The 26,771-nt window shown below is 63.7% G+C and carries 2 protein-coding genes; both read left to right on the top strand.

The genetic code is table 11. The features are described 5' to 3' along the window. Positions 1–13,247, top strand: a 13,247-nt coding sequence (locus ACODTO_RS27320; protein ID WP_489107339.1) for a non-ribosomal peptide synthetase, incomplete at its 5' end; no start/stop codon positions are given. Beyond that, complete coding sequence (locus ACODTO_RS27315; RefSeq protein ID WP_489107338.1) at positions 13,244–26,401, top strand: amino acid adenylation domain-containing protein; 13,158 nt, start codon at positions 13,244–13,246, stop codon at positions 26,399–26,401. The genes ACODTO_RS27320 and ACODTO_RS27315, both read left to right, overlap by 4 nt. Positions 26,402–26,771 lie beyond the last annotated feature (370 nt).

The following is a 26,771-nucleotide window of genomic DNA, read 5'->3' as shown; positions in this document are numbered from 1 at the left end:
AGCTCGACCGCAAGGCCTTGCCGGCCCCGGAACACGATGCACTGATCACCCGTGGTTACGAAGCCCCGCAAGGCGAAACAGAGATTGCCCTGGCACAACTCTGGTCCGAGGTGCTCAAGGTCGAGCGCGTCGGCCGTCATGACCACTTCTTCGAACTCGGTGGCCATTCCCTGCTGGCCGTCAGCCTGATCGAGCGGATGCGCCAGGCCGGCTTGAGCGCCGACGTGCGCGTGCTGTTCGGCCAGCCGACGTTGATGGCGCTGGCGGCAGCGGTGGGCAGTGGCAGCGAAATCGTGGTGCCGGACAACGGTATCCCGCCGGGTTGCACGCGGATCACCCCCGACATGCTAACACTGACCCACCTGGATCAGGAGGCCATCGACCATATCGCGTCGAAAGTGCCGGGTGGCATGGGCAACGTACAGGATATCTACCCGCTGGCGCCGTTGCAGGAAGGCATCCTCTATCACCATCTGGCTGCCGAACAGGGCGACCCCTATGTATTGCAGTCGCAGTTCGCCTTCGACAACCGCGCGCGCCTGGATGAGTTTGTCCAGGCCCTGCAAGTGGTGATCGATCGCCACGACATCCTGCGTACCGCCATCGTCTGGGAGGGCCTCGATGAACCTCAGCAAGTGGTCTGGCGCGAGGCGCGTCTGGGGCTGGAGGCGTTCGTTGCGGATCCACAGGCCGGTGCCGTCAGCGAACAATTGCACAGTCGTTTCAATGCCCGGCACTATGCCCTTGACCTGACCCAGGCCCCGCTGATGCGCCTGGCGTTCGCGGAAGACCAGCCCAACCAGCGCTGGATCGCGATGCTGCTGTTCCATCACATCGCCCTCGATCATGCAGCGATGAAAGTGGTGCAGCGCGAAATGCTTGCGTATCTGCAGGGTCAGGCTGACCAGTTGGACACCCCCGCGCCGTACCGCAACTATGTGGCTCAGGCCCGCCTGGGGGTGAGTCGTGAAGAACATGAAGGCTTCTTCAGCGACATGCTCGGCGATGTGGATGAGCCGACGCTGCCGTTTGGCCTGCACGATGTACAGGGCGACGGTGACGATATCGAGACGGCGACACAGCTGCTCGACAGCGACCTGAGCCGTCGTCTGCGGCGTCTGGCCCGCCAGTCGGGCGTGGGCGCGGCGAGCCTGCACCACTTGGCCTGGGCGCAGGTGCTGGGCCGGGTCTCGGGCAGGAGCGATGTGGTATTCGGCACGGTCCTGATGGGCCGGATGCAGGGCGGCGAAGGGGCCGATCGTGCGTTGGGCATGTTCATCAATACCCTGCCGCTTCGCGTCGGTGTCGATGAGCGGGACGTCAAGGCCGGCGTCAAGGAAGTGCACGGTCGACTGACCGCCCTGTTGGGGCATGAGCATGCCCCATTGGCACTGGCCCAGCGTTGCAGCGCGGTGGCCGCGTCGACGCCGCTGTTCAGTGCCTTGCTCAACTACCGTAACTCCAGCGAACAAGCCAACGGACAGGACACCCTGGCGGCCTGGCAGGACATCGAAACCCTGGGCGGTGAAGCACGCACCAATTATCCGCTGACCCTGTCGGTGGATGACCTGGGTGAAGACTTCGCCTTGACCGTCCTGGCCAGCCACGGCGTGGGCGCGCAGCGGATCTGTGCCTACATGGAAACCGCCCTGCACAGCCTGGCCAAGGCCCTGGAGTTCAACCCCACGACATGCCTGCACAGTCTGGAGGTGCTGCCGCAAGTCGAGCGCCGGCAAGTGTTGATGGGGTTCAACGCCACTTGCCGTCGTTATCCGCAGCACCGGACCGTCAATGACTTGTTCGAAGCACAGGTGCAGGCGCATCCCGATGCCGTTGCCGTGGTCCATGACGAGCAACGCCTGACTTACCGCGACCTCAATGCCAGGGCCAACCGCCTGGCCCGTCATCTGATCGGTCTGGGTACTCAATTGGGCGACAGCGTGGCTATTGGCTTGGCACGTTCGAGCGACCTGCTGGTCAGTCAATTGGCCGTGCTCAAATGTGCTGCCGTCTACGTGCCGCTGGATATCAACGCACCGGTCGAGCGTCAGCAATTCATGGTCCAGGACAGTGGCGCACAGCTGGTGTTGACCCTGAGCACGCTGGTTGTGCCTGAAGGTGTGCAACGGGTGGACCTGGATACCGTCGAGCTGGACGAGTCTGCCGATAACCTGGACCTGACCCAGGATGCCGAGTCGGTTGCGTACATCATGTACACCTCCGGTTCCACCGGGATGCCGAAGGGCGTGCTGGTGCCGCATCGGGCGATCAACCGCTTGGTGATCAACAACGGCTACGCCGATTTCAACCAGCAGGACCGGGTGGCGTTCGCCTCGAACCCGGCCTTCGATGCCAGTACCCTCGACGTCTGGGCGCCGTTGCTCAACGGCGGCTGCGTGGTGGTGGTCGAGCAGGATGTGTTGCTGTCCCGGGAGCGGTTCGCGGCGCTGTTGACCGAGCAATCGGTCAGCGTGTTGTGGATGACCGCCGGGCTGTTCCACCAGTACGCCGACGGCCTGCTGCCGGTGTTCAAGCAACTGCGTTACCTGATCGTGGGTGGCGATGTATTGGATCCGGCGGTAATCGCGCGCGTGCTCAAAGATGGCGCACCGCAACATCTGCTCAACGGCTATGGCCCGACCGAAGCCACGACGTTTACCACCACTTATGAAATCAAGAACGTGGGCGAGGGTGGTATCCCGATTGGTTGTCCTATCGGCAACACCCGCGTCTACGTGCTGGATGCGAACCAGCAGCCCGTGCCGATGGGCGTGACCGGCGAGTTGTACATCGGTGGCGATGGCGTAGCGAAAGGCTACCTGAACCGTCCGGAACTGACCGCCGAGAAATTCGTTGCCGATCCGTTCAGCGCCGATCCGGCGGCCTTGCTCTACCGCACCGGCGACCTGGCGCGCTGGCGTGCCGACGGCGCCGTGGATTACCTGGGTCGCAACGACGACCAGGTGAAGATCCGTGGCTTCCGCATCGAACTGGGCGAGATCGAAGCCCGACTCGCACAACATGATGCTGTGAGGGACTGCGTGGTCCTGGTCCGCGAAGACGTGCCGGGTGAGAAACGCTTGGTGGCTTACTTCACTCAAGCGCAGGACGTGGACATCGAGGCGTTGCGCGCCCATCTGCAAGGGCTACTGCCGGAGTACATGGTGCCGGTGGCCTACATGCGCCTCGACGCATGGCCGCTGACCGCCAACGGCAAATTGGATCGTCGCGCACTGCCGGCGCCGGATCTTGACTCACTCGCCACACGGGCCTATGAGACCCCGCAAGGCGAAGTCGAAGCCACGTTGGCACAGCTATGGCAAGACCTGCTCAACGTCGAGCGCATCGGTCGTCATGATCATTTCTTCGAGCTGGGCGGTCACTCGCTGTTGGCGGTGACGTTGATCGAGCGCATGCGCCAGGCCGGTTTGAGCGCTGACGTGCGGGTGCTGTTCAGCCAGCCGACCCTGGCGGCGCTGGCCGCGGCCGTCGGCAGCGGCAAGGAGGTCAAGGTGCCTGCGAACCTGATCGCCTGCGGCTGTGAACGGATTACGCCAGCCATGCTCACGCTGATCCAGCTTGATCAGGAGGCGATTGACCGGGTCGTGGCAACGGTGCCGGGCGGCGCTCGCAATGTGCAGGACATCTACCCGTTGGCGCCGCTGCAGGAAGGTATCCATTACCATCACCTGGCCGCCGAGCAGGGCGATCCCTATGTGTTGAAAATCCTGTTTGAAGTATGCAGTCGGGATCGGCTGTCGGCCTTTGCAGATGCGTTGCAGCATGTCATCGACCGGCACGACATCCTCCGTACCAGCGTGGTGTGGCAAGGGTTCGATTCGCCAGTGCAAGTGGTCTGGCGCAACGCGCCGCTGGCGGTGGATGAGGTGGCGCTGGCAGCCGGGGCGGGCGATGTCGCTACCCTGTTGCAGGAGCGTTTCGATCCACGGCATTACCGTCTCGATATCACCCGGGCGCCCATGATGCGCCTGGTGTTTGCCCAGGACGCGGCCAACCAGCGTTGGGTCGCGATGCTGCTGTTCCACCATATGGCGCTGGACCACACCGCCATGGAGGTGGTGCGGCACGAGATGCAGGCGCATCTGTTGGGCGAGGCCGAGCCGCTGGCCGCGGCTGTGCCGTATCGCAACTATGTGGCCCAGGCTCGCCTGGGCGTGAGCCAAGCGGAGCACGAAGCGTTCTTCCGCGAGATGCTCGGTGATGTAGACGAGCCGACGCTGCCGTTCGGTCTTCAGGATGTGCAGGGGGATGGACGGGATATCGAGGAAGCCAGGCTGCCTGTCGACCTGTCGTTGAGCCTGCGTCTGCGAGCCCAGGCGCGCCAGCTCGGCGTGAGTGCGGCCAGCCTGGTTCACCTGGCCTGGGGGCAGGTGCTGGGCCAGGTGTCCGGCAAACCGGATGTGGTGTTCGGCACCGTGTTGATGGGGCGGATGCAGGGTGGCGATGGGGCTGATCGGGCGCTGGGCATGTTCATCAACACCTTGCCGTTGCGGGTGGATGTGGGCGACCAGGGCGTGCGTGACGGCGTGAAGGCCACTCACGCCCGGTTGACCGGCCTGCTGGGGCACGAGCATGCCTCCCTGGCGCTGGCCCAGCGTTGCAGCGGCGTAGCCGCGCCGATGCCGTTGTTCGGTGCGTTGCTCAATTATCGGCATAGCGCGGTTGACGAGCATTCGAGCGAGACCCTGGCCGGTTGGGAAGGCATCGAGACCCTCGACATCGAAGAGCGCACCAACTATCCGCTGAGCCTCTCGGTGGACGACCTGGGCGAAGGCTTCGGCCTGACGGCGCTGGCCGTACCGCAGATCGGCGCACAGCGGGTCTGTGTCTATATGAACGTCGCGCTGGAACATTTGGTGGAGGCCCTGGAGCAGGCACCGCAGACGCGATTGGACAGTCTGTCGATCCTGCCGGCGGACGAGCGCCAGCAGGTGGTGGCAGACTTCAACGCGACCACTCGCAGCTATCCACGGGACAGCACCGTCCATGGCCTGTTCGAAGCCCAGGTGCAGGCGCATCCCGACGCCGTTGCCGTGGTCCATGCCGGGCATGGCCTGACTTACCGCGAACTCAACGCCAGGGCCAACCGCCTGGCTCGCCACCTGACTGGTCTGGGCACCCAACTGGGCGACAGCGTGGCCATCGGGCTGGCGCGTTCGGTTGACCTGCTGGTCAGTCAATTGGCCGTGCTCAAATGTGCTGCCGTCTACGTGCCGCTGGATGTCAACGCACCGGTCGAACGCCAGCAGTTCATGGTCCAGGACAGTGGCGCACGGTTGGTGCTGACCCTGAGCACGATGGTTGTGCCTGAAGGTGTGCAACGGGTGGACCTGGATAACGTCGAGCTGGATGAATCCGCCGATAACCTCGATCTGACCCTGAGCGCCGAATCAGTCGCGTACATCATGTACACCTCCGGTTCCACCGGAATACCGAAGGGCGTGCTGGTGCCGCATCGGGCGATCAACCGCTTGGTGATCAACAACGGCTACGCGGATTTCAACGCCGGGGATCGGGTGGCGTTTGCCTCCAACCCGGCGTTCGACGCCAGCACCCTGGATGTCTGGGCGCCGTTGCTCAACGGCGGTTGCGTGGTGGTGGTCGAGCAGGATGTATTGTTGGACCAGGAGCGCTTTGCGGCGCTGTTGACCGAGCAGTCGGTCAGTGTGCTGTGGATGACCGCTGGGTTGTTCCACCAGTACGCCGCGGGTTTGATGCCGGTGTTCAAACAGCTGCGTTATCTGATCGTGGGCGGAGATGTGCTCGATCCGGCGGTGATCGGTCGCGTCTTGAAAGACGGCGCGCCGCAGCATCTGCTCAACGGCTATGGTCCGACCGAAGCCACGACGTTCACGACCACGTATGAAATCCAAACCGTGGGCGAGGGTGGTATCCCGATTGGTTGTCCTATCGGCAACACCCGCGTCTACGTGCTGGATGCGAACCAGCAGCCCGTGCCGATGGGCGTGACCGGCGAGTTGTACATCGGCGGTGACGGTGTCGCTCTCGGCTATCTGAACCGCCCCGAGCTGACCGTCGAGAAGTTTGTCGCCGACCCGTTCTGCGCCGATCCGGCGGCCTTGCTCTACCGCACCGGCGACCTGGCGCGCTGGCGCACGGACGGCACCGTGGATTACCTGGGGCGTAACGACGACCAGGTGAAGATCCGTGGTTTCCGTATCGAACTGGGCGAGATCGAGGCGCGGCTGGGCCAGTGCGTCGGCGTGAAAGACGCCGTGGTGCTGGCGCGGCAGGATGAAGCCGGGCCGAAACGCCTGGTGGGTTATGTGATTCCGGAGGCGGACGTCAGCCTGTCGGTACACGACCTGCGCAGCCAGTTGGCAAGCACGCTGGCCGAGTACATGGTCCCCAGCGCCTTTGTGGTGCTGCCATCCTTCCCATTGACTGCCAACGGCAAGTTGGACCGCCGCGCGCTGCCGGCCCCGGATGCCGATGCCTATGCCAGTCGCGAATACGAAGCCCCACTGGGCGAGATCGAAACCACCCTGGCCCGGCTCTGGGCCGAGGTGCTCAAGGTCGAGCAGGTGGGGCGTCACGACCACTTCTTTGAACTCGGTGGCCATTCGCTGCTGGCGGTGACCCTGATCGAGCGCATGCGCCAGGTCGGTTTGAGCGCCGATGTGAGGGTGCTGTTCAGTCAGCCGACCCTGGCGGCGCTGGCGGCCGCCGTCGGCAGCGGCAAGGAAGTCGAGGTGCCGGCGAATCTCATCGAGTCCGGCTGTGGGCGCATCACCCCGGCCATGCTGCCGTTGGTGAGCCTCGACCAGGAAACGATCGACCGGATCGTCGCCACCGTTCCGGGTGGCGCGTCCAATGTGCAGGACATCTACCCGCTGGCGCCGCTACAGGAAGGCATCCTCTATCATCACCTGGCCGCCGAACAGGGCGACCCCTATGTGCTGCAATCGCAGTTCGCCTTTGACAACCGTGAGCGTCTCGACGCGTTCGTCGACGCGTTGCAGGGGGTGATCGACCGTCACGACATCCTGCGCACCAGCGTGGCCTGGGAAGGTCTGGACGAACCGCTGCAGATGGTCTGGCGCAAGGTCCTGCTGGAGCCGCAATGCTTCGAAGCCGATGCCACGGCCGGCGACGTCGCCACGCAACTTGCGAGCCGCTTCGATGCTCGCCATTATCGCCTGGACCTGCGTCGAGCACCGATGCTGCAGCTGGTCTATGCCCAGGATGAAGCCCAGGCGCGTTGGGTGGCGACCCTGCTGTTCCACCACATGGCGCTGGACCACACTGCGCTGGAAGTGGTGCAACACGAGATGCAGGCGCACTTGATCGGCGAGGCCGGGCAGCTGACTGAAGCCGTGCCGTATCGCAACTACGTGGCCCAGGCCCGACTGGGCATGAGCGAGGCGGAACACGAGGCGTTCTTCCGCGAGATGCTGGCTGACGTCGATGAGCCAACGCTGCCCTTCGGGTTGGCACAGGTGCAAGGCGACGGACGCGGCATCGGGGAGGTGAGCGAAGCGCTCGGTCAAGCGCTGAGCCTTCGTCTGCGGACCCAGGCCCGACTGCTCGGTGTGAGCGCCGCGAGCCTGGTCCATCTGGCCTGGGCCCAGGTCTTGAGCATGGCGACCGGACAGAAAGACGTGGTGTTCGGCACGGTATTGCTGGGCCGGATGCAGGGCGGCGCAGGAGCCGACCGGGCGCTGGGCATGTTCATCAATACCTTGCCGGTCTGTGTGCCGGTGGATGAGCAGAGTGTGCGTGACGCGGTCCGCATGACCCACGGGCGCTTGACCGGCCTGTTGGGCCACGAGCATGCGTCGCTGGCCCTGGCTCAGCGTTGCAGCGGCGTGGCCGCGCCAACCCCGTTGTTCAGCGCGCTTCTGAACTATCGGCACAGCGCGACTCAGGTGACTGACGAAGTGCTGTCGGCATGGAGCGGCATGCAGAGGCTGTCCAGCGAGGAACGGACCAACTATCCGCTGACATTGAATGTCGATGACCTGGGTGACGATTTCAGCCTGACGGTCCAGGTGGATGCGCAGCTCAGTGCCCAACGCATCAGTGGCTATATGCAGGTTGCCCTGCAAAGCCTGGTGGATGCCTTGGAGCACGCCCCGCAAACGCCGATGCACAGCCTGACGGTGTTGCCTGCGGCCGAGCGCCGGCAGTTGCTGGAGACCTGGAATGCTTCGGATGCGGTGTATGCCGATGATGCATTGATCCATGGGCAATTCGAGGCCTGGGCGGCGGCGCAATCCGACGCCGTGGCTGTGGTGTTCGAGGACCGCACGCTGACCTACGGCGAACTCAATGCCCGGGCCAACCAGCTTGCCCATCGCCTGCTGGCCCTGGGCGTTCGTCCGGATGACCGGGTGGCGATCTGCGTCGAACGTGGCCTGGACATGATCATCGGCCTGTTGGGCATCCTCAAGGCGGGTGCCGGTTATGTGCCGCTGGATCCGGCTTATCCTCAGGAGCGCCTGGCGTTCATGCTCGACGACAGCGCGCCGGTGGCATTGCTCACCCAGTCGCATCTGTTAGCTCATCTGCCCGGGCTGTCTGCCTCCGTATTGCTGATCGATCAGCCTGAAACAGCGGGTATCGCGCAACAACCGCAGCACAACCCTGGTCTCGAGACGCTGACGTCCCGGCACTTGGCCTATGTGATCTACACCTCCGGTTCCACTGGTTTACCGAAAGGGGTAATGGTCGAGCATCGCAACGTGGCCCGGCTGTTCTCGGCCACCCAGCCGTGGTTCGACTTCGGCCCGCAGGACGTCTGGGCACTGTTCCATTCTTTCGCCTTCGACTTCTCGGTCTGGGAAATCTGGGGCGCGCTGACCCATGGCGGCCGTTTGTTGGTGGTGCCGCAACTGGTCAGCCGTTCGCCACAGGACTGCTACGCGCTGTTGTGCGAGGCGGGCGTCACGGTGCTGAACCAGACGCCAAGCGCGTTCCGCCAGTTGATCGCGGCCCAGGGCGATAGCGACTTGAGCCACAGCCTGCGCCAGGTGATCTTCGGCGGCGAAGCATTGGAAACCGGCATTCTCAAGCCGTGGTACGCCCGGGCAATCAATGCCGGCACGCAACTGGTGAACATGTACGGCATCACCGAAACTACGGTGCACGTGACCTACCGTGCACTGTGTGCGGCGGATGCCCAGTTGGTCGGCGTCAGCCCGATTGGCGGGCGTATTCCCGACCTGCAACTGTACGTGCTCGACGCCCGGCGCGAGCCGGTGCCGGTGGGCGTGGTGGGTGAAATGTACGTCGGTGGTGCGGGTGTGAGCCGCGGTTACCTGAACCGCGACGAACTGACCGCCGAGCGTTTCCTGAAGAACCCGTTCAGCGATGAACCGAACGCCCGCATGTACAAGACCGGCGACCTGGGTCGCTGGCTGGCGGACGGTAGCATCGAATACCTGGGCCGTAACGATGACCAGGTGAAGATCCGTGGCTTCCGTATCGAATTGGGTGAGATCGAAGCAACACTGGCGGCCTGTGCGGGTGTCAGCGAAGCGGTGGTCATCGCCCGCGAAGACGAGCCGGGCGACAAGCGCCTGGTGGCTTATGTCATCGCCAAGGAAGACGTGCAGCCATCCGCTGCCGACCTGCGTGCCGAGTTGTTGGGTTCGCTGGCGGACTACATGGTGCCGAGTGCCTTCGTGATGCTCGAAGCCTTCCCGTTGACCACCAACGGCAAGCTGGACCGTAAGGCCTTGCCGGCACCGGATCGGTCGGCGGTGGCAACCCGTGAATACGAAGCTCCGAAGGGGACGGTCGAGACGACCATCGCCGCGCTATGGCAAGACCTGCTGGACCTGGAGCGGATCGGACGCCATGACAACTTCTTCGAATTGGGCGGTCATTCGCTGCTGGCGGTGAAGTTGATCGAGCGCATGCGCCAGGTCGACCTGAGCGCCGACGTCCGGGTGTTGTTCGGTCAGCCGACCCTGGCTGCGTTGGCTGCGGCCGTGGGCGGTGTCCACGAAGTCGTGGTGCCGGCCAACCTCATTCCCGCTGGCTGCACGCGAATCACCCCGGACATGCTGCCCCTGGCCGACCTGGACCAGGACGCCATCGAGCGGATCGTTGCCACGGTGCCCGGCGGCGTCGCCAATGTGCAGGACATCTATGCCCTGGCGCCGTTGCAGGAAGGCATTCTGTATCACCATCTCGCCGCCGCCCAGGGCGATCCCTACCTGCAATATGTGATGTTCGGTTTCGACAGCTTCACGCGCCTGGAAAGTTTTGCCGAGGCGTTGCAAGCGGTCGTTGCCCGCCACGACATCCTGCGCACCGGTGTGATCTGGGAAGGCCTGCCCGAGCCGGTGCAGGTAGTCTGGCGCGATGCTCGGTTGCAGGTCGAATCGGTGTCGCTGGATCCGGCGGCAGGCGATATCGCCATGCAACTGCACCAGCGTTTCGATCCGCGGCACTATCGCCTGGACATCCGCCAGGCGCCGCTGATGCGCATCGCTTATGCGCAAGACCCGGCGAACCAGCGCTGGGTGGCGATCCTACTGTTCCATCATTTGGTGGACGACGCGACGTCGCTGGCGGTGCTGTCTGCGGAAATCGAGGCGCACATGCTCGACGAGGGGCAGCACCTGTCGGCCTCTGTGCCGTATCGCAACTACGTGGCCCAGGCCCGCCTGGGTGTGAGCTCTGAGGCTCATGAAGCGTTCTTCCGCGACATGCTGGGTGACCTCGACGAACCGACGCTGCCGTTCGGCTTGCAGGATGTGCAAGGCGACGGCAGTGGCATCGAAGAGCTTCGCCAGGACGTCGATGCCGATCTGAGTCGACGGGTGCGAGCCCAGGCCCGTCAGTTGGGCGTGAGCGCGGCCAGCCTGTATCACTTGGTCTGGGCGCAGGTGCTGGGCAAGGTGTCGGGCAAGGACGACGTGGTGTTCGGTACTGTGCTGGTGGGCCGGATGCAGGGCGGCGAGGGTGCCGACCGGGCGCTGGGGATGTTCATCAATACCTTGCCGCTGCGGGTGAACCTGGGGCAAACCGCTGTCGGTGCGGGCGTGAAGGCGACCCATGCACGCTTGACCGCGTTGCTCGGCCATGAGCACGCCTCGTTGGCCCTGGCGCAACGTTGCAGCGGCGTGGAAGCACCGACGCCGTTGTTCAGTGCCTTGCTCAACTACCGCCATACCGGCGCGCTGACCTCGACCGAGGCGCTGTCGGCCTGGAGCGGTATCCAGGTGCTCGGTGGTGAAGAGCGGACCAATTACCCGTTGACCTTGAACGTCGACGACCAAGGCGAGGCATTCAGTTTCACGGTCATGACGCCGGCACGCATTGGTGCGCAGCGCCTGTGCGGCTACGTGCAACAGACGCTGGAAAGTCTGATCGTGATGCTGGAGCAGACACCTGAAGCGCCGTTGCATCGGTTGTCCATCCTGCCCCACGACGAACGCCGCAAGTTGCTGCTGGAATTCAATGCCAACGAAGCCGATGACCTGCAGCAATCGTTCATTCACGAGCTGTTCGAAGCCCAGGCGCATCGCACGCCTGAGGCCGTGGCGGTGGTGCATGGCGAACAACGCCTGAGTTATCGCGAGCTGAATGCCCGGGCTAATCGGTTGGCGCATTACCTGCGTAAACAGGGCGTACAGCCGGATTCGCGGGTGGCGATCTGTGTCGAGCGTAGCGCGGACATGGTGGTCGGCCTGCTGGCGGTGCTCAAGGCCGGCGGTGGCTATGTACCGCTGGATCCGGCTTACCCGGCGGATCGCCTGGCCTACATGCTGGAAAACAGCGCACCGATTGCCGCACTCACGCAAGCCCGGACCAGGGGCCTGCTGTCCCACGGGGCGGTGCCACTGATCGACCTGGATGCCGGTGTCTGGCAGGACGAACCGGACCACAACCCGCAGGCAACGGATCTGACGCCGGGCCACCTGGCCTACGTGATCTACACCTCTGGCTCCACCGGGCTGCCAAAAGGTGTGATGGTCGAACATCGCGGCTTGAACAACCTGCTGGACTGGTACCTCGACGACCTGGCCTTCCATGCCGGCGATGCGGTGCTGCTGGCCTCGTCCTATAACTTCGACCTGACCCAGAAGAACATCCTCGCCCCGTTGATGGTCGGCGCCTCGTTGCACCTGGCCGAAGAACCGTTCAACCCGAGCGCCATCGTCGCCCAGGTCGCCGAGGCCGGGATCACCCACCTCAACATGTCCCCCAGCGCCTTCCACGCCCTGGTGGATGCCGACCGGCACGAAGCACTGGCCTGCCTGAAACGGGTGGTACTGGGCGGCGAGCCGATCCAGGTCGCCATGCTGGAAAAACTGCCGCTGCCACGGCCAGCGATCATCAACAGCTACGGGCCCACCGAGTGCAGTGACGTGGTTGCCTGGCACACCGTCGATCCCGATCTGGACACCTACCGCAACCGCTCGATTCCGATCGGCCGGCCGATCCGCAACATGCAATTGCATGTGCTGGACAGTTACGGCCAGTTGGTGCCGGTGGGCGTTCCCGGTGAGATCCACATCGGTGGCGTCGGCGTGGCACGCGGTTACCTCAATCTGCCGCAGCTCAGCGCCGAACGCTTCATCGCCGACCCGTTCAGCGAGCGGGCCGATGCCCGCCTGTACAAGACCGGCGACATTGGCCGCTGGCTGCCCGACGGCACCCTGCAATACCTGGGGCGTAACGACGATCAGGTGAAGATCCGCGGTTTCCGCATTGAACTGGGGGAGATCGAAGCCAGGCTCGCCCAGCACGAGGTGGTGAAGGAGGCCGTGGTCCTGGTCCGTGAAGAGGTGCCGGGCGACAAGCGCCTGGTGGCCTGGTTCACCGCCTGTTCGCCGGACGAAACGACGGACATCGAGGCACTGCGTGTCTACCTGCTGGCACACCTGCCGGCCCATATGGTGCCGATGGCCTACGTGCGCCTCGACGCATTGCCGTTGAGCCCTAACGGCAAGCTCGACCGCAAGGCGTTGCCGGCACCGGATCTGACGTCGGTCATCACCCGTGGTTACGAAGCCCCGATCGGCGAAACCGAAATCAATCTGGCCCGCCTGTGGGCCGAGGTCCTCAACGTGGAACGCGTTGGCCGTCACGATCACTTCTTTGAGCTGGGCGGGCACTCTTTGCTGGCCGTCAGCCTGATGGAGCGGATGCGCCAGGAGGGCATGGAAGCGGATGTACGGACGCTGTTCGAGCAACCCACGCTCTCGGAATACGCGGCCATGACAGAAAAAATGGAGATTGTCCTGTGAGTGTGATCGAACTGTTGGCGACATTAAAAGAAAAAGACGTACAGCTTTCGGTCAACGGCGACCAGCTCGTTGTACGGGGCCGGAAACAGTCATTGAAGGAGCCGGCGGTACTGGCCTTGTTGCGAGAGCACAAAGCCAAACTGATCGAGTTGATCAACAGCGGCGAGTATGACGACGGCAAGACCGCTGAGGTCGACGTTCCTGCCAATGGCATTGCTGTCGATTGCGCTCGGATCACGCCAGAAATGCTGCCGCTGGTCACACTGGATCAACCGACCCTCGATCGCGTCGTCGCCACGGTGCCGGGCGGGGCGGCCAATGTGCAGGATATCTATCCGCTGGCACCCTTGCAGGAAGGGATTCTCTATCACCACTTGACCGCGACCCAGGGCGATCCCTATGTCCTGCAGGCGCATTTCAGCATCAGCAATCGCGAGCGTCTGTCGGACTTTGTCGATGCCCTGCAACACGTGATCGATCGCCATGACATCCTGCGCACGGCCATCGTCCGCGAGAATCTGGAGGCACCGCTCCAGGTGGTCTGGCGCCAGGCTCGACTGGGCGTCAAGGACATCAGCGCCGAGCTGGCCGAGGGCGACGTCCTTACGCAACTGCAAGCCCGTTTCGACCCTCGTCACTATCGCCTGGATCTCAGCCAGGCACCGCTGCTGTTGCTGGTGTGTGCCGAGGACCCCGCCAACCAGCGCTGGGTCGCCATGCTGTTGTTTCATCACATGGCTCTGGACCATGCCGCATTGGCGGTCGTGCAGAACGAAATGCAAGCCTGGTTGATGGGGCAGGCCGGGCAGTTGCAGCCGGCTATCCCTTACCGTAACTATGTGGCGCGAACCCGCCAGGCGGGTCAGCGCCAGGCCGATGAGGCGTTCTTCAGCAAGATGCTGGGTGATCTGGATGAGCCGACCTTGCCGTTCGGCCAGCAGGATGTGCTGGGCGACGGCAGCGACATCGAAGAGCACCATCAACCGCTGAGCCAGGAGCTCAGTCGCCGGGTGCGGATGCAGTCGCGTCAGCTCGGGGTCAGCGCGGCAAGCATCTTCCATCTGGCCTGGGCCCAGGTGCTGGGCTGCGTCTCGGGGCGTGAAGATGTGGTGTTCGGTACCGTGATGCTGGGGCGCATGCAGGCCGGTGAAAGCCTGAGCCGGGCGCTGGGCATGTTCATCAATACCTTGCCGTTGCGGGTGGGCGTGGGCGCGCAGAGCGTGCGCGACGGGGTGAAAAGCACCCATGGCTGGCTGAGTGCCTTGCTCAGTCATGAATATGCCTCCCTGGCCCTGGCACAACGGTGCAGCGGCGTGGCGGCACCGGCGCCGCTGTTCAGCGCACTGTTGAACTACCGCCACAGCGCGGGTGCGGACCAGGTTCCCGGGCCGGAAGTGCTCCAGGCCTGGGAGGGTATTGAAGCCCTGAGCGCGCAGGAACGGACCAACTATCCGCTGATCCTCTCGGTGGATGATTTCTCCGATGACTTTGCCTTGGAGGTGCAGGCGAGCGGGCAGATCGGTGCACAACGCATCTGCAATTACATGCAGGCGGCGCTCGAGTACTTGATCACCGCACTGGAATGCGCTCCGGAGTCACTGCTCAACGACCTGTCGGTGCTGCCGCAGGAGGAGCGCGAGCGAGTCTTGCAGTCATTCAACCACACCGATCGCGCTTATCCGCAGGCGCAAACGGTTCATGCCTTGTTCCAGGCGCAGGCGCAGGCCCGTCCGGATGCGCTGGCGGCGGTACAGGCAGGACAGACCCTGACCTATCGGGAACTGAACGCCAAAGCCGACGGCTTGGCCCGGCATTTGGTTGACCTTGGCGTGCGGCCCCAGGATACGGTGGCCATCGTGCTGCCGCGCTCGCTGGACCTGTTGATCAGTCAACTGGCGATCCTCAAGTGCGCGGCGGTCTACCTGCCGCTGGACGTCAATGCACCCGCGGAGCGCCAGCAGTTCATGCTGCAGGACAGTCGGGCCGTGCTGGTGTTGACCCACGGTACCGAGAGCCTGGCCGATGGCGTGCGGCGGGTGGATCTCGATAGCCTCGACCTGGAGGGACTGCCGACCTGGGACGGGGCGCCGCCGCAGTCGAGTGAAGCACCGGCCTATATCATGTACACCTCCGGCTCCACTGGCACACCGAAAGGCGTGCTGGTGCCGCACCGGGCCATTTCCCGGCTGGTCATCAACAACGGCTATGCCGACTTCAACGAGCAGGATCGCGTGGCGTTCGCTTCGAACCCGGCTTTCGACGCCAGCACCCTGGAAGTCTGGGCACCGTTGCTCAATGGCGGTTGTGTGATTGTGGTGGAGCAGGACGTATTGCTGTCCCAGGAACGGCTGCCAACGTTCCTGCTTGAACAGTCGGTCAATGTGTTGTGGATGACGGCGGGGCTGTTTCACCAGTACGCCGCCAGCCTGATGGCAGTGTTCAGGCAACTGCGCTACCTGATCGTCGGCGGCGATGTGCTGGATCCGACCGTGATTGGCCGCGTCCTGGAACACGGCGCACCGGAGCATCTGCTCAACGGCTACGGACCAACGGAAGCCACCACCTTCTCGACCACCTACGAGATCAAGTCGGTCGACGCGGGCAGCATTCCGATTGGTCGTCCGATCGGCAACACTCGGGTCTACCTGCTGGACGCCCAGCATCGGCCCGTGCCCCACGGTGTACCCGGCGAGTTGTATATCGCCGGCCTGGGCGTTGCGAACGGCTATTTGAACCGGCCGGAGCTGACCGCCGAGAAGTTCATCCCTGATCCGTTCAACCCACAGGCCTTGATGTACCGCACCGGTGACCTGGGGCGCTATTTACCAGACGGCAACATCGAATACCTGGGCCGGAACGACGGTCAGGTGAAAATCCGCGGGTTCCGCATCGAGCCGGGCGAGATCGAAGCCCGACTGGCACAACACGAGAGCGTAAAAGACGCGGCGGTACTGGTTCGTGAAGACGTGCCGGGGGAAAAGCGCCTGGTCGCCTACTTCACATTGCAACCGCCTTGCGACAACGTGGATATCGAAGCGCTGCGCACCCACCTGCAAACCCGCTTGCCGGATTACATGGTACCGGCTGCCTATGTGCGGCTCGATGCCTTGCCACTGACTGCCAACGGCAAGCTCGATCGCAAGGCCTTGCCGATGCCGGACCAGGCGTCGATCCTGACGCGCGGTTATGAGGCGCCCGTGGGCGAAACCGAAACCCTCCTGGCGAAGTTGTGGACGCAGATCCTCAATGTCGAGCGGGTGGGGCGTCACGATCACTTTTTCGAACTGGGCGGTCACTCCCTGCTGGCGGTCAACCTGATCGAGCAGATGCGCCAGGTCGGCTTGAGCGCCGATGTACGGGTGTTGTTCGGCCAACCGACCCTAGCGGCACTGGCCGCGGCGGTGGGCAGCGGCAATGAAGTCCAGGTGCCGGCCAACGGTATCGCTCCCGGTTGTGAACGGATCACCCCGGACATGTTGCCCCTGGCCACATTGACCCAGGACGCTATCGACTGGATCGTCGCAACGGTGCCGGGCGGTGCCGCGAATGTCCAGGACATCTACCCGCTGGCGCCCCTGCAGGACGGTATTCTTTATCACCACCTCTCGGCGCAACAGGGCGACCCCTATGTGCTGCAGGCGATGTTCGCCTTCCAGGACAAGCCGCGCCTGGATGCCTTCGCGCAAGCGCTGCAAGGCGTGATCGATCGCCACGACATTCTGCGGACTTCGGTGCTGTGGGAGGGGTTGGAACAGCCGATGCAGGTGGTCTGGCGCAAGGCCGTCCTGAGCGTCGAACCGTTCGATGCACAAGCATCGGATGGCGACGTCGTGGCCCAGCTGCATTCGCGCTTCGATTCCCGTCATCATCGCCTCGATATCCGCCAGGCTCCGCTGATGTGTCTTCGATTTGCCCATGACCCGCTCAACGAGCGCTGGGTGGCGATGCTGTTGTTCCACCACATCGCCCTGGACCATACCGCGTTGGACGTGGTGCAACAGGAAATGCAGATGCACCTGCTGGGGCAGCAGGAACAATTGCCGGCAGCGATGCCGTACCGCAATTACGTGGCCCAGGCGCGGCTGGGTATCAGCGAGGAACAGCACGAGGCCTTTTTCCGGGACATGCTCGGTGATGTCGATGAGCCGACGCTGCCCCTCGGTTTGCAGCAGGTGCAGGGTGACGGTCGCGGTATCGAGGAAGCGCGGCTCGCGGTGAATGCCGATTTGAGTCGCCGTCTGCGGGCCCAGGCACGCCGGATGGGCGTGAGTGCGGCCAGCCTTCACCATCTGGCCTGGGCACAGGTGCTGGGGCGCTTGTCCGGGCGCGAGGAGGTGGTGTTCGGCACCGTACTGATGGGGCGGATGCAGGGCGGCGAAGGCGCCGACCGGGCCCTGGGGATGTTCATCAACACCTTGCCGCTGCGGGTGATGCTGGATGAACAGGGCGCGGAGGCCGGGGTCAAGGCGGTCCACGAGCGGCTGACTGCATTGCTTGGTCATGAGCATGCTTCGCTGGCCCTGGCGCAACGTTGCAGCCGCGTCGCGGCTCCGGCCCCGCTGTTCAGTGCCTTGCTGAACTATCGGCACAGCGCCGCCGGGGTCATCTCGGCGCAGGCCACGGCCGCCTGGCAGGGCATGGAAGCCCTGGACAGCGAAGAACGCACGAACTATCCGCTGGCGCTGTCGGTGGACGACCTGGGCGACGGCTTTTCCCTGAGTACCCTGGTGTCGCAAGGCGTTGGCGCAAGCCGCATCTGTGCGTATATGCACACCGCGCTCGAGCGGTTGGTGCAGGCGCTGGAGCAAGCGCTGAAAATCCCGCTCAACCGTCTGGAAATCCTGCCGCAGGTCGAACGCGACCAGTTGCTGGTGGACTTCAACGCCACCCGGCGCATCTATCCTCAGGACGAGACCGTGCTGGCGCTGTTCGAGGCCCGGGCGGCCCACTTGCCGCAGGCAATTGCGGTGAAACATGGACAGCGGCAAGTGACTTATGGGGAGCTGAACGCGCAAGCGAACCGCCTGGCCCATCACCTGATCAATCTTGGCGTGCGACCGAACGACTGTGTGGCGATCTTGTTGCCGCGTTCGATCGATCTGCTGACCAGCCAGTTGGCCATTCTCAAGTGCGCGGCGACCTACGTCCCGCTGGACCGGAATGCTTCGCTGGAGCGGCAGGGATTCATGCTCGCGGATTGCCGGGCGTTCTTTGTATTGACGTCCAGCAGCGAGTCGATACCTCCGAACGTGCGCCGCGTTGACCTGGACACGCTGGAACCGCACGGGGCCAGCCACAATCCAGGGCTTGAACAGTCCAGCGAGTCGATTGCCTACATCATGTACACCTCGGGCTCCACGGGGCAGCCCAAGGGCGTACTGGTTCCACACCGGGCAATCAATCGGTTGGTGATCAACAACGGTTATGCCGACTTCAATGAGCATGACCGGATCGCCTTTGCCTCCAATCCGGCGTTCGACGCCAGTACCATGGACGTGTGGGGCGCGCTGCTCAACGGTGGGCAGGTGGTGGTGATCGACCATGAGACGCTGCTTGAGCCGGCACGTTTCGCCCAGGTGCTGAGTGACTCGGGGGCCACGGTGTTGTTCGTGACCACGGCGATCTTCAATCAGTACGTGCAACTGATTCCTGAGGCCATGGCTGGTCTGCGTATTCTGCTGTGCGGTGGCGAACGGGCCGATGTGGCGTCGTTCCGGCGCCTGCTGAGCCTGGCGCCGGCGTTGCGCCTGGTGCATTGCTATGGCCCGACTGAAACCACCACCTACGCCACTACGCTGGAAGTGAAGGCGGTGGCCGAAGACGCGCAGAGCGTGCCGATTGGCGGACCGATCTCCAATACCCAGGTGTACGTGCTGGACGCGCGTCAGCAACTGGTTCCGTTGGGTGTCGTCGGCGAAATCTACATCGGCGGCAAAGGCGTGGCGAAGGGGTATCTGAACCGCCCCGACCTCACTGCGGAGAAATTCATTGCCGATCCGTTCAGCGACGAGCCTGGTGCGTTGTTGTACCGCACGGGCGACCTTGGCCGCTGGTTGCCGGAAGGCAGCCTGGAGTGCCTGGGGCGTAACGACGATCAAGTGAAGATCCGGGGTTTCCGGATCGAACTGGGTGAAATCGAAGCCAGACTGGTCACCTGTGCAGGGGTGCAGGATGCCGTGGTGATGGTGCGGGCCGATGAATCGGGCGAGAAACGCCTGGTGGCCTATGTCGTTGCGCAGCCGGAAGTCATGTTGACTGTGGCCGGGCTGCGGGAGCAGTTGTCCGCAACCCTGGCCGAGTACATGGTGCCCGGCGCGTTCGTGTTCCTGCCGCTTTTCCCTCTGACACTCAACGGCAAGGTGGACCGCAAGGCGCTGCCCGCGCCGCATGCCGAGGCCTACGCGAGCGAAGCCTACGAGGCGCCGCAGGGGGAAATCGAACAGACCCTGGCCGGCTTGTGGGTGGACCTGTTGAAGGTGGAACGGGTCGGCCGTCACGATCATTTCTTCGAACTGGGCGGTCATTCGCTGCTGGCGATGAGGTTGATCGAGCGGATGCGTCAGGCCGGTCTGTCGGTAGACGTGCGCGACCTGTTCAGCCAGCCAACGCTACGGGCATTGGCCGCTGCGGTGGGTGGGCATCGCGATGTGGTGGTACCGGCCAATGCCATTGTCGAAGGTTGCGAGCGGATCACGCCGGACATGTTGCCACTGGCCATTCTGAGCCAGGAGGCCATCGACCGGATCGTGGCGAGCGTGCCGGGTGGTGCGGGCAACGTCCAGGACATCTACCCCCTGGCGCCGTTGCAGGAAGGCATCCTGTATCACCATCTGACCGCAAACAGAGGTGACCCCTACGTGTTGCAGACGCTGTTCGGTTTTGATGACCGCAGTCGTCTGGACAGCTTCGCCCAGGCGTTGCAGCAGGTGATCGATCGCCATGACATCCTCAGGACATCGATGGCTTGGGAAGGGCTCGACGAACCGGTGCAGGTCGTGTGGCGTCGGGCGCAACTCAGCTTCGAGGCATTCGAACCGGAAGCTGACGGCGCAGAAGTTGTTGCACAAATGTATGAGCGTTTCGATGCCCGTCATTACCGGCTGGATATGCGCCAGGCGCCGTTGTTGCGCCTGGTGTTCGCAGAAGATGTCGCCAATCAGCGCTGGGTAGCGATGCTGTTGTTCCATCACTCGGTGCTGGACCATACCGCGCTGGAGGTGCTGGAGCGGGAAATGCAGGCCCACTTGCTCGGCAGGGCCGACCAGTTGGGTGCTGCGGTGCCTTACCGCAACTACGTGACCCAGGCGCGCCTCGGCGTCAGCCAGGAGGAGCACGAAGGGTTCTTCCGCGACATGCTTGGCGATATCGATGAGCCGACGCTGCCGTTCGGCCTGCGGGATGTGCAAGGTGACGGTAACGGCGTGGAGGAGGTAAAGCTGGCGCTGGAGGCGGGGCTGTGTCGTCGTCTTCGTGGCCAGGCGCGGCAGTTGGGTGTCAGTGCGGCGAGCCTGATGCATTTGGCCTGGGCACAGGTGCTGGGCCGTGTCAGCGGACGCGACGACGTGGTCTTCGGCACGGTACTGCTGGGTCGGATGCAAGGCGGAGAGGGTGCCGATCATGCGTTGGGCATGTTCATCAATACCCTGCCGTTGCGGGTGAGCCTGGTTGGGTGCGGTGTGCGGGAGGGTGTGAAAACCACGCATCAACGGCTCACCGCACTGCTCGGTCATGAGCACGCTCCGCTGGCCTTGGCCCAGCGTTGCAGTGGCGTGGTAGCGCCGACGCCGCTGTTCAGTGCCATGCTCAATTATCGCCATTGCTCGGTCGAAGTCACCGCGCAGATGGTGTCGGCGTGGCAGGGGATCGAGTCCATCGGTGGTGAGGAACGTACCAACTACCCGTTGACGCTGGCCGTGGATGATGAGGGCGAAGGGTTCAGCCTGGTGGTGCAGGTGGCGCGCGGAATCGGTGCGCAACGCATCGGTGAGTACATGCAAACCACCCTCGAAAGCCTTGTAACCGCACTGGAGCAAGGATCCGACACGCCGCCGTACGAGCTGGAGAGCCTGCCGGCGGTCGAGCGCCAACATCTGCTGGAAGCGTTCAACGCTACGGCCGTCGACTATCCGCAAGGGTTGACCTTGCACGGTCTGTTCGAAGCGCAGGCACTGGCGTCACCAGACGGCATTGCAGTGGTGGCTGACGCAGAGCAGCTGAGTTACGCGCAGTTGAACCACCGTGCCAACCAGATCGCCCACCGGTTGCTTGCCCTGGGCATTCGCCCGGATGACCGGGTGGCTGTCTGCATGGACCGCAGCACGGACATGGTCGCGGCGCTGCTGGGCATCCTGAAAGCGGGCGCTGCCTACGTGCCGCTCGACCCGGATTATCCGGCCGACCGTTTGGCCTACATGCTGGAAAACAGCGCCCCAGCCGTGGTGCTGATCCAACGCGCCTTGCAGGCGAGCCTGCCCGCGACCAACGCCAGGGTGATGGTGCTCGAAGAGCAAGACTTCGCCACGCAGCCAAGCGGAAATCCACAGGTGCAAGGCCTGCGGGCCGATCACTTGGCTTATGTGATTTACACCTCCGGCTCCACCGGTCTTCCCAAAGGCGTGATGAACGAGCATGGCGCGGTGGTCAACCGCCTGTTGTGGATGCAGGATGCCTACACGCTGAGCGCCGCGGACGCGGTGTTGCAGAAGACCCCGTTCAGCTTCGACGTCTCTGTGTGGGAGTTCTTCTGGCCGCTGTTCACCGGTGCCCGGCTGGTGATGGCGCGTCCGGGCGGGCACCGCGACCCGGCGTACCTGCGCGAAGTGATCCAGACCCAAGGCATCACCACGCTGCACTTCGTGCCGTCGATGCTGGACGTGTTTCTGGCCCATGGCGAAGCTGGCGAGTGCGAGGGGTTGCGCCAGGTGATGTGCAGTGGCGAAGCCTTGCCGGGGCATCTGGTACGGCGCTTCAAGGCGCAATTGCCACAAACTGCGTTGCACAACCTGTACGGCCCGACCGAAGCGGCCGTGGACGTGACGGCGTGGGACTGCTCCGGCGCCGAGACACCGGACAGCACGCCGATCGGCAAGCCGATCGCCAACACCCGGATTTACCTGCTCGACGCCCATGGCCAGCCGGTGCCCATGGGCGTGGCCGGGGAGATCTACATCGGTGGCGTCCAGGTGGCGCGGGGTTATCTGCACCGTGCGGAGTTGACGGCCGAGCGTTTCCTCGTCGACCCGTTCAGTGACCGCCCGAATGCCCGAATGTACCGCACCGGCGACCGGGGGCGTTATCTGGCGGACGGCAACATCGACTACTTGGGGCGTAACGATGACCAGGTGAAGATCCGTGGCTTCCGTATCGAACTCGGCGAGATCGAGGCCAAGCTTGCCCAGCACGGGGCGATCAAGGAAGCCGTGGTGCTGGCTCGCGAAGACGTGCCGGGGGCCAAGCGCCTGGTGGCGTATTTCACCGTGCACGGTGACGAGCACCGCGTCGAGATCGAAAGCCTGCGAACTCAGTTGCAAGGGCAACTGCCGGAATACATGGTGCCGGCAGCCTATGTGCAACTTGAGGCATTGCCGCTGACGCCGAATGGCAAATTGAATCGCAAGGCGCTACCGGCACCGGACCTGGCGTCGGTCATTACCCGTGAGTACGAGGCGCCGCAAGGTGAAGTCGAAGTCGCCATTGCCGGAATCTGGCAGGATTTGCTGGACCTGGAGCGGATCGGTCGCCATGACAACTTCTTCGAGTTGGGCGGTCATTCGCTGCTGGCGGTGAAAATGATCGAACGCATGCGCCAGGCCGGTTTGAGCGCCGATGTGCGCGTGCTGTTCGGCCAGCCGACATTGGCTGCATTGGCCGCTGCGGTTGGTACGTGCACGGACGTCGTGGTGCCGGTCAACCGGATCCCGCACGGTTGTTCGCGGATCACTCCCGCCATGTTGCCCCTGGCCGACCTGGACCAGGAGGCCATCGAGCGGATCGTTGCCACGGTGCCCGGCGGCGTCGCCAATGTGCAGGACATCTATGCCCTGGCGCCGTTGCAGGAAGGCATTCTGTATCACCATCTCGCCGCCGCCCAGGGTGATCCCTACCTGCAATATGTGATGTTCGGTTTCGACAATTTCACCCGCCTGGAGGATTTTGCCCAAGCGTTGCAAGCGGTCGTCGCCCGCCACGACATCCTGCGCACCGGTGTGGTCTGGGAAGGCCTGGCCGAGCCGGTGCAGGTGGTCTGGCGTAACGCGGAGCTGGGTGTGGAAGCGGTACCGCTGGACCCGACGGCAGGCGATATCGCCATGCAACTGCATCAGCGTTTCGACCCGCGGCACTACCGCCTGGACGTGCGCCAGGCGCCGATGATGCGAATTGCCTATGCGCAAGATCCGATGAATCAACGCTGGGTGGGCATCCTGCTGTTCCATCACCTGGTGGACGATGCCACCTCCCTGGCGGCGCTGGCGGCGGAAATCGAGGCGTACATGCTCGGGCAGGCACAGCGTTTGCCAATATCGGTGCCGTATCGCAATTACGTGGCCCAGGCCCGCTTGGGCGTAAGCCGTGAGGCTCATGAAGCGTTCTTCCGCGACATGCTGGGTGACCTCGACGAACCGACGCTGCCGTTCGGCTTGCAGGATGTGCAAGGCGACGGCAGTGGCATCGAAGAGGTTCGCCAGGACGTCGATGCCGATCTGAGTCGACGGGTGCGAGCCCAGGCCCGTCAGTTGGGCGTGAGCGCGGCCAGCCTGTATCACTTGGTCTGGGCGCAGGTGCTGGGCAAGGTGTCGGGCAAGGACGACGTGGTGTTCGGTACTGTGCTGGTCGGCCGGATGCAGGGCGGCGAGGGTGCCGACCGGGCGCTGGGGATGTTCATCAATACCTTGCCGCTGCGGGTGAACCTGGGGCAAACCGCTGTCGGTGCGGGCGTGAAGGCGACCCATGCACGCTTGACCGCGTTGCTCGGCCATGAGCACGCCTCGTTGGCCCTGGCGCAACGTTGCAGCGGCGTGGAAGCACCGACGCCGCTGTTCAGTGCCTTGCTCAACTACCGTCATACCGGGGCGACGACGTCGACCGAAGCGTTGTCGGCCTGGGAGGGTATCCAGATACTCAGTGGCGAGGAGCGCACCAACTATCCGCTGACCTTGAACGTCGATGACCAGGGCGAGGCATTCAGCTTCACGGTCATGACGCCGGCACAGATGGGCGCACAACGCATCTGCGGTTATGTGCAGCAGGCGCTGCAAGGCCTGATCCGAATGCTCGAGCAGACACCGGGGGCACCACTTCACGATCTGCCGATTCTGCCGGCAGCGGAACGTGAGCAACTGCTGGTGGCGTTCAACGCCACCGAGGCCGAGTATCCGCTGGAGCAGACCGTCCATGGGTTGTTCGAAGAGCAGGCGCAGCGCACGCCGGATGCGCTTGCAGTGCTGCATGGCGATCAGCGTCTGAGCTACGGCGAACTGAATGAGCAGGCCAACCGCTTGGCGCATTACCTGCGCAAGCAGGGCGTGCGGCCGGATTCACGGGTGGCGATCTGTGTCGAGCGTGGCCTCGACATGGTCGTGGGCTTGCTGGCGATCCTCAAGGCGGGCGGCGGTTATGTGCCGCTGGATCCGGCCTATCCGGCGGATCGGATTGCCTACATGCTGGAGGACAGCGCGCCGGCCGTGGTGCTGGCCCAGACGGCGACCCTTGGGTTGTTGGTCGATGCAACGATGCCGGTGATCGATCTCGGTAGCGGGCGCTGGCAGGACGAGTCCGTCTCGAATCCGCAGGTGCCTGAGCTGACCTCGGCGCATCTGGCTTACGTGATCTACACCTCCGGTTCCACCGGTTTGCCGAAAGGCGTGATGATCGAACACCGCAACACGGTGAACTTCCTCACCTGGGCCCATCGTTCGTTCGATGCCCAAACCCTGTCGAAAACCCTGTTCTCGACCTCGCTGAACTTCGACCTGGCGGTCTACGAGTGCTTCGCGCCGTTGACTAGCGGCGGCAGCATCGAGGTGGTCACTAATGTGCTGGAACTGCAACACGGCGAGCACGACATCACCCTGATCAACACCGTGCCGTCGGCGCTCAAGGCGCTGTTGGAGTCCGGTGGGCTGGGCGAGGGCGTGGACACGGTCAACGTGGCCGGCGAAGCGCTCAAGCGCAGTCTGGTGGAAACGCTCTTCGAACAGACTTCAGTCAAGCGTCTGTGCAACCTCTACGGTCCTTCGGAAACCACGACGTACTCCAGCTGGGTATCGATGGCTCGCGAAGATGGGTTTGCCGCGCATATTGGCAAACCGGTCGCCAACACCCAGTTCTACTTGCTGGATGAGCACAAACAGCCGGTGCCATTGGGTGTTCCTGGGGAAATCTATATCGGAGGTGCCGGTGTGGCTCGGGGTTATCTGAACCGAGATGACCTCACCGCCGAACGCTTCCTGAAAGATCCATTCAGTGCTGTTCCAAACGCCCGCATGTACAAGACCGGCGACCTCGGCCGTTACCTGCCGGACGGCAACATCGAATACCTGGGCCGCAACGACGACCAGGTGAAGATCCGTGGTTTCCGCATCGAACTGGGCGAGATCGAAGCCAAGCTCGCTCAACACGACGCGGTGAAGGAAGCGGTGGTACTGGCCCGTGAAGACGTTCCGGGCGAAAAACGCCTGGTGGCCTATTTCACTCAATCGGAAGCGGTGGATATCGAGGTTCTGCGCAGCTATCTGCAAGGGCAACTGCCGGCCTACATGGTCCCCGTGGCCTACGTGCACCTCGATGAACTGCCCCTGACCCCCAACGGCAAGCTCGACCGCAAGGCCTTGCCGGCACCCGATAGCAGCGCATTTTCCCTGCGTCTTTATGAAGCCCCCATGGGTGACACCGAGATGAAGCTTGCCGCGCTGTGGGCCGAGTTGCTGAAGGTCGAGCGCGTTGGTCGCCATGACCATTTCTTTGAACTGGGCGGACACTCGTTGTTGGCCGTGGCGCTGATCGAACGCATGCGCAAGGAAGGCATGGAGGCCGATGTCCGTGTGTTGTTCGGTCAGCCGACGCTGGCGTTGGTGGCCGCGGCGGTGGGGCAGGTACAACGCATCGAAGTGCCCGAGACGAAGATTCCGGCGCTCACGCGCCAGCGACGCATCTGAACCCTGGGAGCCTGTCTGCTGGCGTCGATGTTGGCTGGGCTGACGTCATCGCGAGCAGGCTCGCTCCCACAGTTTTCCGCGGTGCCGCGCAAATCCTGCTGACAAATCCCTCTGTGGGAGCGGGCAAGCCCGGCTCCCACAGGTCTGGCGGTGTCCGCAAAGGCCAGCTCACCCCAAGTCCAATGTGGGAGCGAGCCTGCTCGCGATAGCGGAGTGTCTGTCACGCAGATGTTGGATGTGCCACCGCCATCGCGGGCAAGCCTGGCTCCCACAGGTCCGGCGGCGCTCGCAAAGGCCGAGCTCTGCCCAAGTCCAATGTGGGAGCAACTGTCTTACCTTGCCGCCCATCACCGCCATTCAGTGCCGTCTC

Source organism: Pseudomonas sp. FG13 (assembly GCF_057809755.1).
The sequence above is the reverse complement of the archived record's forward strand: the minus strand, read 5'-3'. Positions and strand labels throughout refer to the sequence as shown.